The organism is Bacillus sp. URHA0034 (assembly GCF_056280405.1).
In genome coordinates, this window is the sequence record NZ_JBWCDK010000002.1 from 2,193,501 (window position 1) to 2,207,763 (window position 14,263).

The 14,263-nt window shown below is 37.2% G+C and carries 13 protein-coding genes; 3 read left to right on the forward strand and 10 right to left on the reverse strand.

The features are described from left to right. The first annotated feature begins 27 nt into the window (after positions 1-27). On the forward strand, positions 28-1,230 hold the full coding sequence (locus ACZ9EE_RS12550) for a CynX/NimT family MFS transporter (protein ID WP_476027544.1): 1,203 nt from the start codon (positions 28-30) through the stop codon (positions 1,228-1,230). Positions 1,231-1,271: 41 nt separating this feature from the next. On the opposite strand, the gene ACZ9EE_RS12555 is transcribed toward ACZ9EE_RS12550, so the two are convergent. The 5 genes from ACZ9EE_RS12555 to ACZ9EE_RS12575 all read right to left on the reverse strand — a co-directional run bounded on the left by ACZ9EE_RS12555 (position 1,272) and on the right by ACZ9EE_RS12575 (position 3,893). After that, positions 1,272-1,583: an IDEAL domain-containing protein gene (locus tag ACZ9EE_RS12555; RefSeq protein ID WP_476027546.1), complete on the reverse strand. Its 312-nt coding sequence runs from the start codon at positions 1,581-1,583 to the stop codon at positions 1,272-1,274. Positions 1,584-1,754: 171 nt separating this feature from the next. Further along, a complete protein-coding gene (locus ACZ9EE_RS12560; RefSeq protein ID WP_476027548.1) occupies positions 1,755-2,168 on the reverse strand; it encodes an RrF2 family transcriptional regulator in 414 nt (137 codons plus the stop codon). 148 nt (positions 2,169-2,316) lie between these two features. Then, positions 2,317-2,451 carry a BA3454 family stress response protein gene (locus ACZ9EE_RS12565; protein ID WP_476027550.1) on the reverse strand — a complete coding sequence of 45 codons (135 nt, stop codon included), beginning with the start codon at positions 2,449-2,451 and terminating at the stop codon, positions 2,317-2,319. A 32-nt stretch (positions 2,452-2,483) separates the two neighbouring features. After that, entirely contained in the window at positions 2,484-2,879 is a 396-nt protein-coding gene (spxA, locus tag ACZ9EE_RS12570; protein WP_476027552.1) for a transcriptional regulator SpxA, read from the reverse strand. A gap of 351 nt (positions 2,880-3,230) precedes the next feature. Further along, complete coding sequence (locus ACZ9EE_RS12575; RefSeq protein WP_476027554.1) at positions 3,231-3,893, reverse strand: DUF429 domain-containing protein; 663 nt, start codon at positions 3,891-3,893, stop codon at positions 3,231-3,233. A gap of 275 nt (positions 3,894-4,168) precedes the next feature. Here ACZ9EE_RS12575 and ACZ9EE_RS12580 point away from each other — a divergent pair, with 275 nt between their 5' ends. Next, the gene (locus tag ACZ9EE_RS12580) at positions 4,169-4,747 is read left to right on the forward strand and encodes a DUF2087 domain-containing protein (protein WP_476027556.1); all 579 of its coding nucleotides are present in this window, start codon (positions 4,169-4,171) and stop codon (positions 4,745-4,747) included. A gap of 182 nt (positions 4,748-4,929) precedes the next feature. Here the strand turns inward: ACZ9EE_RS12580 and pdxA are convergent, their stop codons facing one another. The 4 genes from pdxA to ACZ9EE_RS12600 all read right to left on the reverse strand — a co-directional run bounded on the left by pdxA (position 4,930) and on the right by ACZ9EE_RS12600 (position 10,087). Then, on the reverse strand, positions 4,930-5,937 hold the full coding sequence (pdxA, locus tag ACZ9EE_RS12585) for a 4-hydroxythreonine-4-phosphate dehydrogenase PdxA (protein ID WP_476027558.1): 1,008 nt from the start codon (positions 5,935-5,937) through the stop codon (positions 4,930-4,932). Between the two features lies 1 nt (position 5,938). Further along, positions 5,939-7,234 (reverse strand): four-carbon acid sugar kinase family protein, encoded by a 1,296-nt coding sequence (locus ACZ9EE_RS12590; protein WP_476027560.1) that lies wholly within the window; start codon positions 7,232-7,234, stop codon positions 5,939-5,941. A gap of 40 nt (positions 7,235-7,274) precedes the next feature. Beyond that, positions 7,275-8,237 carry a 2-keto-3-deoxygluconate permease gene (locus tag ACZ9EE_RS12595; RefSeq protein ID WP_476027562.1) on the reverse strand — a complete coding sequence of 321 codons (963 nt, stop codon included), beginning with the start codon at positions 8,235-8,237 and terminating at the stop codon, positions 7,275-7,277. A 155-nt stretch (positions 8,238-8,392) separates the two neighbouring features. Continuing rightward, positions 8,393-10,087 carry a PrpR N-terminal domain-containing protein gene (locus ACZ9EE_RS12600; RefSeq protein ID WP_476027563.1) on the reverse strand — a complete coding sequence of 565 codons (1,695 nt, stop codon included), beginning with the start codon at positions 10,085-10,087 and terminating at the stop codon, positions 8,393-8,395. Between the two features lie 173 nt (positions 10,088-10,260). On the opposite strand from ACZ9EE_RS12600, the gene ACZ9EE_RS12605 reads away from it, so the two are divergent. Then, positions 10,261-10,662 carry a (deoxy)nucleoside triphosphate pyrophosphohydrolase gene (locus tag ACZ9EE_RS12605; RefSeq protein ID WP_476027564.1) on the forward strand — a complete coding sequence of 134 codons (402 nt, stop codon included), beginning with the start codon at positions 10,261-10,263 and terminating at the stop codon, positions 10,660-10,662. A 40-nt stretch (positions 10,663-10,702) separates the two neighbouring features. Here ACZ9EE_RS12605 and ACZ9EE_RS12610 read toward each other — a convergent pair whose 3' ends face one another. Then, positions 10,703-13,858, reverse strand: coding sequence for a DEAD/DEAH box helicase (locus tag ACZ9EE_RS12610; RefSeq protein WP_476027566.1), 3,156 nt, complete (start codon positions 13,856-13,858; stop codon positions 10,703-10,705). Between the last annotated feature and the right edge of the window lie 405 nt (positions 13,859-14,263).

Sequence of the window (14,263 nt, forward strand, 5' to 3'; positions counted from 1 at the left end):
GTTTGTTTTTAGAGAGGAGTATTATTAGTGGAGTTACAACATGAATCAACTGCACGTATGAAATCGACATATATATTTTTATTGGTTACTGGGATTGTATTAGTAGCCTTTAATCTGCGCCCAGCTATTACATCAGTAGGTCCCTTAGTGGGCTTGATCCAAGAGGATGTTGGACTTGCCCATTGGAGTGCCGGTTTATTAATGAGTTTTCCATTACTTGTTTTTGCCGCAATGTCACCGATTGTTCCAAAGCTGGCTAACCGTTTTTCTAATGAAATGACGTTATTACTCGGCTTAATCTCGCTTGTCATTGGTATCGTGATTCGGTCTATCCCCATGACGTTTTTTCTTTTCACAGGCACTCTTTTTATTGGGGTGGGAATTGCAATCGGTAACGTCCTTTTACCTGCTGTGGTAAAGGATAAGTTCCCCGAGAAATTCGGTCTCATGACAAGTGTCTATTCTACTTCAATGGGATTGGTTGCATCAATAGCATCAGGATTGAGTGTTCCTCTCGCAGAAGATATGAATCTTGGATGGCAGGGGGCCCTCATTGTATGGGGAATACCAGCCGTGATAGCCATCTTGTTGTGGGCCTATCTGGTTAGGTTTAATCAAGGGAATCAAAAAGAAGTCAAAAAGGCTGCATCAAGTTCCAAAGAAATGTGGCGATCGCCTCTTGCCTGGCAAATTGCCATCTTTATGGGGTTTCAATCCTTTCTATTTTATGTAACGATCTCCTGGTTACCTGAAATTCTCCAAAGTCATGGACTAAGTATGGGGACAGCCGGCTGGATGCTATCGATTACTCAATTAGTCGGGCTGCCCGCTAGTTTCTTTATCCCTGTCATCGCAGGACGTTATCGTTCCCAGATATGGATTGCATTTCTATTAGGGTTGTTGTCCATTATTGGTTATACTGGATTACTATTGGGAACATCCTACCCCATCTTAATCATTAGCATTATCTTTATTGGGGTTGCACTAGGCGGGAATTTCCCATTGGCGCTTAGTTATATTGGACTTCGCTCGCGGAACGCCAACAGGGCTGTAGAGTTATCGGGAATGACACAATCAACCGGTTATATCCTGGCAGCAGTAGGCCCATTGCTTATCGGCTATTTGTTTGATATGACCCATGTGTGGACCCTGCCACTTATTGCTCTGACGATCGTTTCTGTCGTTCTTACGGTTTTTGGTATGTTGTCAGGTCGATCTCAATATGTATAAAAGCCAACTTTCATTGTTGGCTTGTTTTTTTATTTAATCATTTATGATTGACTTATAAGCTGATTCATTGCGTTTAACTTGGAAGAAAGCTCATTAAACCAGTCTTGGTCCCCTGTAGATAAGGCCAAGTCGATTAGAAATAGGATCTGTGCTTTGTTGGATACGTTAGAAACCGGCAGCCGCTTGAGCCGCTCAATCAAAATCGGTACGGTCTTTCCAATGATTTCATGATTGTCACTGGTAACAACACTTACCTTAGCAACATCTGGAATATCCAATGATTCAATATAACCAATGATCAATTCCCCATCCCGTAACGTTCCCTTAATCCAATCACCTGTTTGTAATAACATTCTTTTCACCTTCTTATATATTTTAGTCTTAAATAGACAGTTAATAGCTCTACAATAAAAGCTTCTATTTTTAATTACAGCATTCAAGAATACCTAATAAATCAAACTGTAACTTTTTTCATTACAATTTCACTAAAAAGGAATATGCGATCATAAGACACCAGCAACTGATTATTGTTCCTGGTTGACTAGATCGACAACTTCCTTCATTGTATAATCCTTTAGATATTCACCCAGGTGTTTTTCAGCCCCGATGAAAATTGCACAAAGGACTCTTTGCATATTTGCGCCCACTATACACCGTTCATTTGAATCAGGACACTTAGGCTGCAGAGCACCTTCAGAGGTAATCAAATAGATATCCCAGAGACTTACTTCACTTAGATCTAATGCAAAAATAAATCCGCCGCCCGTTCCCTCTTTTGATTTTATAAATCCATGTTTTTTTAACAAACTTAACACTTTACGAATCCGTACGGGGTGGACACCTGCACTCTCTGAAATAGCATCACTTGTTGACATCCGGTCCGGCTGCAGCGCAAGAAAAGTTAAACTATGAATGGCAAGTGTAAAATCACTATTCATGGCCTGCCCTCCTAAAAAGTAAAAAACTGCTAATCACTTTTGTTTTATTAACGTACTGTAATACTAAACATTACAGATCATCCTGTCAAGGATCCTATAATCCTGTAATAGCTCGAAACCGGCTAGCAGATCATTTCTAGTTAAAAAGTTAAATATCCCATTGTTTTTTAACTTGTTCTTCTGCAATGCTTTTAATTTCATCCCATGCCATTTCTTTTTTCACAAGAACATTTGTATGATAATTCCTTTTTTTATAATTAACTGTTACGAATACTTCAATCATCTCTGTTTTCCTCCATTAAAATTAATACATTTTTAATTCGCCACATTTTCCCTTTCGGAATACAAAAATGTGCGAAGCTTGCGAGGTAGAAAACTGCGAATTTCCTCCTCGTTATATCCAACCTGTAATCTTTTTTCGTCCAATATAATTGGACGGCGTAACATTTTTGGGTGCTCCATGATTAATTTATAAAATTCATTGAGCGGAAGCGATTCAATATTTATATTTAACTCCTGGAAGGTCTTTGAATTGGTTGAAATAATTTCACTAGTGCCATCTTCTGTCAATCGAAGAATAGATTTAATTTCGTCGACGGTAAGAGGATTAGCTAATATATTTCTTTCTATATAGTCAATATGATGTTCCTCAAGCCACCCTTTCGCTTTTCGGCAAGAACCACAGCTTGGTGTTGAATAAAGAGTCACCATGTGCTTACACACTCCTTATATATTATGGTATACATAAGAGACCAAACCTTCCTCACCATTAGGTAGGTACCCCCATGTCAGTTAAATAAAACTAAGCTTTTAAATATTTATTACTGAAAAAGAACATTTCAACGACAATTAAATGTAATAAAAAAAATTACAGTTTAGTTTTTAAAAAAACAATGAGCTAACTCATTTACCAGTTTCTATACTGTAATTTTATTATTTACAGTTAAAAAAGTCAATAGGAAGGTGTTGGATTCAAATAAAATTTTATAGCAACTTACGAATAGGACAAGCAGTTCCCCTTTTGACAGCCAAAGACCAACTGATACTACTATCCATCGTACACTAACAACAATAATCGTACGGATGCAGCAGCGGCACAGCTTTAAATAACCAACTCGGTTTTAACGAGTGATCCTTCCAATGCCAAGCACCTAATGCGGTGGCACAGGCATCAATCCAATGACTTGGTTCCCCACTTAAGATAGGAAGTCCTACTAAATCTTGCTGACCTAGCCAGTCCCAAATAAACAAGCGTGATAACAGATCTTGTTTGTAGTTCAACACAAATTCAAAGTCATTTTTAGACAGCCTTGAACCCATAACAGCCCCGGGATGTACTTCAACGATGGAGACAGGGTTAGGGGTTCTAATATTCTCGATTTCCCTAGTAAGTTTAATTCCTCTTAGCGTTAAATATACCATTCTATTTAGAGTAGGCGGCATAATTGATCCTGGCTTCATCCCTAATCCGACAATAAACTTTCTAAGTTCACGGTCCCCTTGCCTGTCCCCGCCTCCATCCTCGTAGGATAATGGGGCATCTATGCCTATTACGACTTCCCCATGCTGACTTTGTAGTAAAATCTCATTTAAGATCGCCTGGTCGCTAATGTTACTAATCCATTTCACAAATTTCAACTGGTTACCTTCTTTTTCAAATACAGACAGAACAGTATCCTTATGGTTACTCGGCCCTGATAAATCAATGCCAATAACTCTCATCATCAACCATCACTTTCTTTAATAACATCTTTTTCAAATTAATTTCTATGTTGCTGTCTATACCTCTTTCAGTGAAATACTTGTTTATTTTCCAAAAGATCCAATTTACATTTTAATCGAGTAATACAATTTTTTCCATAAAAAGAATATGAGAATATCTGAATTTTCCATATAGAATCCAACAAAAAGTTGTTTACTAAGATAATTACCCATTGATTAATACAGTAAATTCGACTATTATCTAATTAGATATCGATGAAAGTAGGTGTATTTCAAGAATGCAATTAAACAAAATTGTTGAATTTCATAAAGCATTAGGGGATCTTACCCGGATTCGTATTATTGCTCTGCTCCAACAGGGGCCTCTACACGGCCAAGCTATTGCTGGAAAGCTCGGGCTAAAACCTCCAACCATAACCCACCATATGGCGAAGCTGCGGGAGGTTGGATTGATTTTTGAAAAACGCGACAAAAACACCATCTATTTTTCACTTAATACGAAAATATTAGAAAGCAGTGCTAAAGCGATTCTAACAGCTGGCACAGGAGGAAAATCAAGTATGGAAATGTCGGTTACCGCAGAGGAACGGGCAGCTATTATCAATAACTTCTTCACCAAAGACGGAAAACTGAAAACCTTTCCTGCCCAACGAAAGAAAAAGTTGGTAGTGCTTGAACATATGGTCAAAGGATTAGAATTTGGAAAAGTGTATCCTGAAAAAGAAATCAATGAATATTTAAAGCAATTTCATGAGGATTATGCCACATTACGGCGCGAGCTTATTATGTGCCAGTATATGTATCGTGAAAATAATCAATATGAATTAAACCCTGTTGAGCTGTGGTGGTTAAGCTAAAAGAGGTCATCCGGCGCTCGTTTTTTTTGCTTAACTAATTAGATAACCATGAAATTAGACTTTCATAGAGGCGGTCGTGATGGTCATGTTGCGAGAAGAAAAACTTTAAACCGAGATGCCAAAAAAAAGGATGCTGATTTAATAAGACACAAAACTTATTAAATCAGCATCCCTCCTGGGAATTATTTTCTTTTCGGAGCAAGTTCCACCCCTTGGCGGATTGCCTCCATTAAGCTCTTTTCTTCGACAATTCCCTTACCGGCAATGTCAAATGCGGTTCCGTGGTCTACACTGGTTCGAATAATCGGTAAGCCAACTGTAATGTTTACGCCGGCATCTAAGCCTAATACTTTAACTGGGCCGTGTCCTTGATCATGGTACATAGCAACAACGATGTCAAAATCGCCGCGAACGGTTCGGAAAAATAATGTATCTGCTGGTAAAGGACCTACAACATTGATTCCTTCTTCTTTGGCCTTATTGACGCCAGGAATGACCTTCTCCTCTTCTTCACCGTAACCAAATAAGCCATTTTCACCTGCATGCGGGTTGATTCCACAAACCGCAATTCTTGGGTTTTCAGTTCCTGATTTAGTAAGTGTTTCATGAGCTAACTTGATCACACGGTAGACACGTTCTGGATTAATCATTTTAACAGCATCAATAATACCAACGTGTGTTGTCACATGAATAACCTTTAAGTTCGGCGCAGAAAGCATCATTGAAAACTCGCTTGTATTGGTTAAATCAGCGAGAATTTCTGTGTGCCCAGGATATCGATGTCCCCCCTTGTGCAAAGCTTCTTTATTTAAAGGAGCCGTACAAATGGCATCAATCTTGTGGTTATTCGCTAAATCAATCGCTTTTGCTAAGTATTCAAATGCCGCATGTCCTGCCTCGGCGGACACTTGTCCAACAGGTAAGTCTTCGCTAAGTAAATTAAGGTCTAAACAGTAGACGATTCCGCGTTCAAACGTAAGTCCATCAATTTGATCATCAGTGATGGTTTCAACCGTTAAATCACTATTAACAAATCCTTTTGCGCGATTTAGAATTTTGGTATCACCAATGACAATTGGATTACAAATATCATATATTTCTTGATTTTGAAGGCTTTTCAAAATAATTTCTGGGCCTACACCTGCCCCATCTCCCATTGTAATTCCGATAATTGGTTTGGTTTCAACCATTTCAAACATCCTCTCTTGTCATATATTTCAAAGCATTTAGTAATGAATGCTCATTTCCAAAACCGCCGGCCTTTGTAACCGTCCAGAAGCTTCGAGCGTTGGCTGCATTACCTAATTTCCCTAAAGGTAGTCCCGCTTCTATTTCTGTATACAATTGCATTTGATTCATATTTAGTTCGTTACAAACCGCTTTTGCGGTGTCCCCGCCAGTTAGGATCAATCCATTAATATCGGGCATTGATTGAACAATGGCATTTGCAATAACGCCAAGTTCCCTGGAAATAGCTTCACTAATTTGTGTATTATCTATAGAAAGTTCAGTTCCAAGCTGTTTAGTTGCCTCTCTATTTTTATCTGACGAATCTACAAATAACACAAAATGCTGCTTGTTGGATTCCTTCGTGAACTCATCGGTAATGTCTGATATTCTATAGGTCTTTTTGATTAATTTAACAGGATCTAGTTCTACAAAATAAGTATCTGTCATCGTCTTTACCATCTCAAGCTGCTTTTTTGTAACCAATGATAGACTTGCTGATACCGTTAACGTCTTAGTGACCAGTAGTTCCTCTTGCTGATTTGATTCCGCCTTGTCTAGTTGCAAGGCATTCGGCAAATATTCAATTAATCCTGCTGATCCAGCCCAAACGGTTTTTTTATTAATCTGCGCAAATGTATCTGCAATCATCTTTAAGTCTTCATCTGTTGATGCGTCACAAATAAACCAAGTAGTGCCCTGCCCTGTATTCTCTACAATTTTATTGATTAAATTCTCGTTTGAGGAGTTTAATAAAGCTTGTTCGATTAGACAAATCCGATCGTCTACATATTTTTTTAATAAATTTGGAATAAAGCTATCCTTTACCGGTGTTTTCGGATCCCTGCCAAATTCTGTTTCCGAAACACGTTCACCGTTCACATATTGATATCCATTTATCGTTTGACGATTCATTTTTGGAAAAGCTGGAGCAAGAACAATAATTTCAGGTTGATAAACAGAAACAAGAGCCGCCAATTCAGCGGCCACATTTCCTCTTAAAGTAGAGTCTATCTTTTTATACACTTGTTCATATCCTTGTTTTCGAAAAATAGAACTTGCATTATAAATCGTTTCATAAGCAACCTCTTCACTCATCGCACGACTATCGGTATCAATTATTGCAACATCCTTTGTTGATTGTAAAGACGAATCCTTATAATCAAGGAACACGGTAGAAGATATCCCAATCTTCGATAACTGCACACCTGCATCATTTGCCCCTGTTAGATCATCTGCAATAATGTAAAAACGCTGCATAATTTAAGACTCCTTTACTACTACATTCTTTCCACAAATTTTAAACTGTTGCTTTTCGCTGCTCTACCCTTTTGGCAAACCAGGTGGTAATAAGCGGAGTGAAAATGGCAGTAACAATAACAGCTGCTGTAACTTGTAGTGTTGCTGTAGCAGCAATCTCACTATATCCGGTATAAACAGCCGCAACGGCCATTGGTACAGCTGCAGCATTTCCAGCAGTTGATGAAGCGGCAATACCTGCAATACCGTTTCCTCCTGTGATGCGATCAATGATAAATAGAACTATACCAGTAACTACAACTACCGCTACACCTAAGATGACCCCAGAAAATCCAGCTTTCACGACATTCGTTAAGTTAATTCCAGCACCGATGGCTAAAGAAAACAATGGAATAATAACGTCTTGTCCCTTACTTAAGAATTCCCGCATTTTTTCATCAAGGTTTCCAAGGATCATTCCAAGTAATAAAGGAAGGATAGCAAACACAAATGCTAACAATGGAAAACTTGCTAATCCAGCAACACCAAGAATTAACATCGTAAAGAATGGACCAGATTCAAGAGACATAATAGAATAGGCAGCAACATCTTCTGCTTTCTTTCCTAATTGCCCCATAAGTGCCATATAAAGTCCACCGTTTGTATCAGAAAATGCCGCTATAATCGCTAAAGCAGATAACCCTAAGAATAAGTGGTTCTGATCTGGAAAAATTGCTTTAATCAGTAAAGCAATGAGAAATGTTGTTCCAATTTTACCAACCCATAAGCTTACCCCTTTTTTCAGGATGTAACCGGTTGCCTGGAATCGTATGGTTGAACCTAAACAAATATAAAATGCTGCTAGTAGAGCAGAAGTTCCTGTTAATAGTCCCCCTGTAAATGAACTTTTAAATTCAGGTAAATCAAAAATCCCTGGTAAAAATGTACGAATTAACGCTCCAATAAGTAAAGGTATTAACATCATACCGCCTGGAACTTTATCAATAGCTGCTTTAATTCTCATATCAATCTCATCTCCTATGTTGTATTTTTAAACAGTAAAATAGCTGAAATCGATTACATTTTTTATCTTAACTCCAAAGGAGTAAAAATGCAACAACTTTATTTAAATTAAAACTAGTACAAATAAAATTGTTGCATTTTTAAACAGTTATTAAATTATCCTTTTAACTTCCGCCAAAGGGTTGAGCGATTAATATTTAAACGTTTGGCCGCCTTGGTTTGGTTATATGCCTCTTCTTCTAACACTTTTTCAATAATCTTCTTCTCAATATCTTCTAAAGTCCCCATTAAAAAATCAGAAGAAATTCCTACATCTACTAATCCTTTCTGATTCAACAGATTTTCAATTAATTCTTTTTCAATTACATACCCCTTTTCCGTGAGTACCGCATCTTTAAAAAATGCTTTTAATTCTTCCACATTACCTGGCCAATCATACTCCGCCAATAAAGCAAACCCATCTTCCTTCATTTTAATGGCAGATGTCCCTAACGTTTGGTTAAAATGAAGAATAAACGACGTCACAAGCTCCCTTAAATCTTCTTTCCGTTCCGCCAAAGAAGGGATATAGATCCGAATAATATCATCACTATATATTTCCCAAGAGTACTGTAGTTCAATCATATCAATAATAATTGTTATTCCTCTAACTTTTATAGATCCAATTTTTCTCCAAAGCTCATCTCTTAACGCCTCATCTAAAAGATCAAAAGAATGAATATAGAGTGTTTTGATATCCATATCAATCTTCTCAAGACTGATATCTAGTAAATCCAATGCTTTTACCGAAGCAAATAAGCCGTTCCCATGTGTTTTATGGTAATGAATATATTGAGCAATCAATTCCTTCTCGGTACCCTTTTTTCCATTTAAGATAAAACAAGCGTGCGAAAGACAGCGATCAATCATGGTGAGACATGCATTCATTGCTCTACTTTGATGAATGATTAGTGGGGGAGCCAGCACATTGACCTTCATTATTTCTTCTGATGCAGGATTAATCTTCAAATGAGAAAATTGACAAAAAAGATAGGAAGATTCTGTTGTCATTATTTTCGTTTTGATTAGTTTTAATGTTTCTCCGTTATGATCTTTTATATAGGAGATTTCCTTCCCGCTAACATCATTCTGATTTGTACCTATAATCAATGGAATTTCATTTAGGGGTCTTGAGTGGAAAGTAGTCCATTGTTCGTAGACAATATCGCCATTGTGGGAAAGAAGCATAAAGTCTTTTGCAGTAACATGTAATAAGGCCTTTAATCGTTCGATTTCCAGCTTATTATTCAACATCCATCGAGCCACCATTTTTGCTTCCTTAAATGAATCAAATATGGCTTCCCTTCCCGATTGAAGCAATATTCCTAGCAACCCCAATTTTGAAGCTGTTTCAAACGTTACGACATCCCCTATGATGAGTTGATACCCTTCTTGTTTTAACCTCGATAGTAATGGCTCTGTTTCCCTTGCATCATTAATCGTAAAAATATCTATCGGAATATCCAAAAGATCTATAATCGCCTTTGCTCCGAGAGTAATAGTTGGGAAACCAACAATTGCCTTCTTCCTTGGAAGATCATTGGCAAGCGTGAAGACTCGAAGCATATCGTAACCAGAAATATGGACATCGATAACTGGAATGCCGACCGCTTCACCAATCAATTTGGCCGTTCCACCACGACTGATGATGACGTCAAATCCTTGTGCTTCCGCTCTTTTTGCTAAAGCAACGCCTTCCTGAAGATTCCCAATTTTAATGTGGAGATCTATTTCGGTCTCTTCATACCGACACTCTTCTATTAAATTCTTCATAGCGGCATACGGGGCCACAAACAATGCTTTTATCTTCATTCGTACCACACCTATATCCTTTAAATTCTAGTCTAGTCATAGCATAAGTCGATGGGGATTGCAACGAGCAGTCCTTTATATTTTCAAACTGTTATATATAACTGTTTTGAAAATTATTGGCCAAAAGTGATATATTATGACTAAAAAACATTTTTCTCTTCTAGGAGGATTACATGAAAAAGCTCATAAAAGTTGTCGCAGCGATTATTGAAAATGAACAACAAGAAATTTTATGTGCACTTAGGTCACCACAAATGTCTTTACCAAATATGTGGGAGTTTCCAGGCGGAAAAGTGGAAGCAAATGAGGACATCTATTCAGCCTTAGCAAGAGAAATTGATGAAGAGTTGAACTGTAAGATTGAAACATTCAAAGATGTATTTAACGATAATACTCACGATTACGAAACATTTATTATTAATTTATTATCGATTAAATCCAGAATTGTTGATGGTAATCCTGTACCAAGTGAGCATTCCAAATTAATATGGTTGAAACGAGAGGATATGGATTCCCTTCAATGGGCACCGGCAGATATTCCAGCCGTTAAGCAATTAATGGAGGAAAAATCTTAAATAGCAAAAAGCCTTGCTGCATTCAACAAGGCTCATTAATTTATAAAATATTCTTATTTGCCCTTGGTACTAAATAAGAAGGCATTTCCTCCTTCAAGTTCCATATAAAGCTCATTGGCTTACTACCTGAATGATTTACATGATCCGCTGTACCGAGGAACACAAATGGTGAAGTATAACCATTTTCCTTTTTATACTCCCTAACAAAAAGGGCAATTTGATGATTTCTCTTTTTATGATGAATATATCGCTCCGCAATTTTGCTTCCTTCCGCAACACGACTTTGAGTTTGCCAATGAAAAAGCCGTTCATTAATCGCATAGTCATCATACAAAGTTGAAGGCGAGAAATCTTTTTCTGACTTATTTAAGGTTATAAAAAAGATATCAAGATTCTTATCTTCGAAATGCTTTACTCCTTCACGGAAGGCAGGGCTACTTGTTTCATTGTAATATCCAAAAGCAGCAAGTATTTGTGAAGTGTTATATTGGCAATGCACACCTAATGGACAATTAAAATCAAAGTCATTTTCAATCTCCAATGTTTCTAAGGATTGATACAGAAAGTGAAGGATCTCTTTGATTTCTTCTTTAAATTCAGGCTGTGCCAATACCTTAGCAATTCCCTCTTCAAGCGATGAAAATCCTTCACTTACCGGGTGTGCATTATAAAATGAATAGTAGAAAATCGCTAGCATTAACTGCTCTTCCTCATTGTAAACAGTCCGCTCGTCTATGTAATCCATAAAAAATTGTAGTAGCTTCTTGGAGTTTAGATGAAACAAGTTAGGTAATCGTTTGGTTATTACTTTTTCATCACCAAACTCAAACTTTAATGCAACACCTGCCTCAACCATCATCCGGCTAAAGCTTCGATCACCATTTTTTCCATAAAAGTCATAAATAGAAAGGTGATAATGGTTTAAAAAGTTGTCAAGGGTTAACTTTAAACCGGTATCTTGTTCAAAATATTTCATCTTGGCAACAAGATTTCCTCGAGTGTTAGCACTGGATTTAATATTTCGTAGAATGTAATCCTTTGCTTGTTTTTCTAATTGAACAAAGCAGCCTTTCGGGAGATGGAAGAAACCATTTTCAATATAGTGCTGAACGGAATGCTTGGTTTTCCCAATTAAAGCTCGGAATTTTTCTTCGAAATTATAGTTCTTATGTGCCTGTCCAACGAAGTCCAGGACAGTTAAACACTCTTTTCCTTCGGCTAAACGTAATCCCCGACCTAATTGCTGCAAAAAGACTGTCAAACTTTCTGTAGGTCTTAAAAAAAGAATGGTATTTGCCTCAGGTATATCGATCCCTTCATTATAGAGATCTACAACGAAAATGAACTTGATTTCACCTTGAACAAGCCTATTTTGTGCATCTCTACGTGTCTTACCATCGACATTTCCATATAGGGCAAGAGAAGGGACTCCCACTTTATTAAAGAAATCAGCCATGTACTTCGCATGTTCGATGGATACGCAGAAACCTAACCCTTTAACCTGATCAATATCTGTCACGTATTTATTGATCGATTTAACAATCTGGCTGCTACGCTGATCATTCAATGTATAAACATTCTCTAACTCTCTGATTTCGTACCCTCTTCGACTCCACTTTAGTTTGGATAAATCAACTGTATCGCTTACGCAGAAATACTGAAACGGGCTTAGAAGTTTTCGGTTAATTGCTTCCGTTAAGCGCATTTCGGCAGAAATCTTACCATCAAAATAAGTAAGAATATCTTTTCCGTCCATCCTTTCAGGTGTCGCTGTAAGTCCCAAAAGAATTTTCGGCTGATAGTGACCTAATAGCTTTTGATAAGAATCGGCCGCAGCGTGATGGAATTCGTCCACGATGATAAAATCATAAAATTCACTCGTCGTATTCTCATAGAGCTTTTTGCTATTAAAGCTTTGAATACTCACGAATAAATGGTCAATAGAGTCCGGCTGATAGGTTCCAACTAACATATCTCCAAAATTCGGATTCTTTAAAATGGTACGGAAGGTTTCAAGACTTTGCTTAAGGATTTCTTCACGATGTGCGACAAATAATAACTTAGCAGGTTTATTTTTATTCTTATACCGTTTATAGTCAAATGCTGAAATAACCGTCTTACCGACACCTGTCGCGGCAACTAAAAGATTTTTCATATGGCCAAAAACTTCTCGCTCCACCTGCAGCTTCTCGAGAATCTCTTTTTGATAGAAATAAGGCTGGATATCAAATAGAAACTGCCGCTCATTTTCATCATCATGGTTTTTACTTTTAGATAACGAATGCCTTAAAAGTATTTGGTCTTTTTCACTTTCAGGGTGAAACTTTTTGAACTCATTATCATTCCAATAGCTTTCAAATGTTGCCTCAAATTTCTTTACGATATCAAACGAATCCTTTTCCGTGACCTTGATGTTCCATTCCAAACCAGAAGTTAATGCGGGATTCGATAGATTGGAGGAACCAATATAGGCTGTACTGAAACCGGTCTCCCTTTTAAACAGATAGGCCTTAGCATGAAGTCTGGTTCTATCTACATCATAAGAAATCTTTATCTCCGTATTCGGGAGCTTGCTAAGCTCTTGAATCGCCTTATAATCCGTTGCCTCCATATAAGAAGTCGTAATTACTCTTAGTTTATTATTCGGATTATCTGTAAAAGTCTTCAAATCCTCAATAATACATCGAAGACCACTCCATTTAATAAACGAAACAAGCATATCTATCGAATCAGCTGTTACGATTTCCTTTTTCAGCTCTCCTAGCATATTAGGCTCATAATTGGAACCGGTAAAGAGTGAGCTCTGTGATAGAGGCGTAATAGGTCGGATCACTTCGCCCTTTTGGATACTGCGAATTGAATTGATCCGCGAATAGATAGACGTGAGTACCTCGCCTTCCTCTTCAATACGTAATTGGCGGAACTCCTCTTCATCTAGTCGCTCACTTAAAATGGATATAATTTCGTTGCATGTACGAATTTGATTAACTAGAGCCTGTTGATCATCACTTTCATTGTCACGGACAAATTTAAGAGCTTTTCTTGTAACTAATGATATGTAGGAAGATAATAGTTTTCTTGCCTCCTCAACGTCAATGCGTTCTTTGCCGATGTCATATGTATTAATATCAAAGCCTGTTAGTTCATCTTTTAGTTTTTTGCTAATGATTTCTTCGTAGATCCCTTGTTTAAGCATTTATATACTCCTTGTTTTTTCATTTTCAATCTCATGATCTTACTTTTTCTTCTTAATTTATTTGAAATCCTTTATTTTATAAATCTTCCCATAAAAAAATGTGGATATTTTCAACTACAGTTTTTTACTCAAAAATATAGTTTATGCACTCTACATGTGCGGAGTCTATTTGGCAACACATGGGGTGTTTATGAGTTTACACTTGTTTTAAAAAATTTTAGTTTAGAACCTAACCAATTCTTTGATTTTTCTGTAGTTATTCCCAAATGGCAATAACTCTTATCTTACCTCTAGTTTTGGTTGTATAATAGAGTCTTACCCAATGGTCATACGTCCAAGTAACTATAATTCAATAATGTTATTTTATTAAGACAGGGCGGACTTCAATTTTCAGAAAAGTAACTT

Bases quoted from the DNA above. Each gene is read 5' to 3' on its own strand.
- ACZ9EE_RS12555 (WP_476027546.1), bottom strand. From the start codon at position 1,583: ATGTTATTACAAACAGGTGATTGGATTAAGGGAACGTTACGGGATGGG.
- ACZ9EE_RS12560 (WP_476027548.1), bottom strand. From the start codon at position 2,168: ATGAATAGTGATTTTACACTTGCCATTCATAGTTTAACTTTTCTTGCG.
- ACZ9EE_RS12565 (WP_476027550.1), bottom strand. From the start codon at position 2,451: ATGATTGAAGTATTCGTAACAGTTAATTATAAAAAAAGGAATTATCAT.
- spxA (WP_476027552.1), bottom strand. From the start codon at position 2,879: ATGGTGACTCTTTATTCAACACCAAGCTGTGGTTCTTGCCGAAAAGCG.
- ACZ9EE_RS12575 (WP_476027554.1), bottom strand. From the start codon at position 3,893: ATGATGAGAGTTATTGGCATTGATTTATCAGGGCCGAGTAACCATAAG.
- ACZ9EE_RS12580 (WP_476027556.1), top strand. From the start codon at position 4,169: ATGCAATTAAACAAAATTGTTGAATTTCATAAAGCATTAGGGGATCTT.
- pdxA (WP_476027558.1), bottom strand. From the start codon at position 5,937: ATGGTTGAAACCAAACCAATTATCGGAATTACAATGGGAGATGGGGCA.
- ACZ9EE_RS12590 (WP_476027560.1), bottom strand. From the start codon at position 7,234: ATGCAGCGTTTTTACATTATTGCAGATGATCTAACAGGGGCAAATGAT.
- ACZ9EE_RS12595 (WP_476027562.1), bottom strand. From the start codon at position 8,237: ATGAGAATTAAAGCAGCTATTGATAAAGTTCCAGGCGGTATGATGTTA.
- ACZ9EE_RS12600 (WP_476027563.1), bottom strand. From the start codon at position 10,087: ATGAAGATAAAAGCATTGTTTGTGGCCCCGTATGCCGCTATGAAGAAT.
- ACZ9EE_RS12605 (WP_476027564.1), top strand. From the start codon at position 10,261: ATGAAAAAGCTCATAAAAGTTGTCGCAGCGATTATTGAAAATGAACAA.
- ACZ9EE_RS12610 (WP_476027566.1), bottom strand. From the start codon at position 13,858: ATGCTTAAACAAGGGATCTACGAAGAAATCATTAGCAAAAAACTAAAA.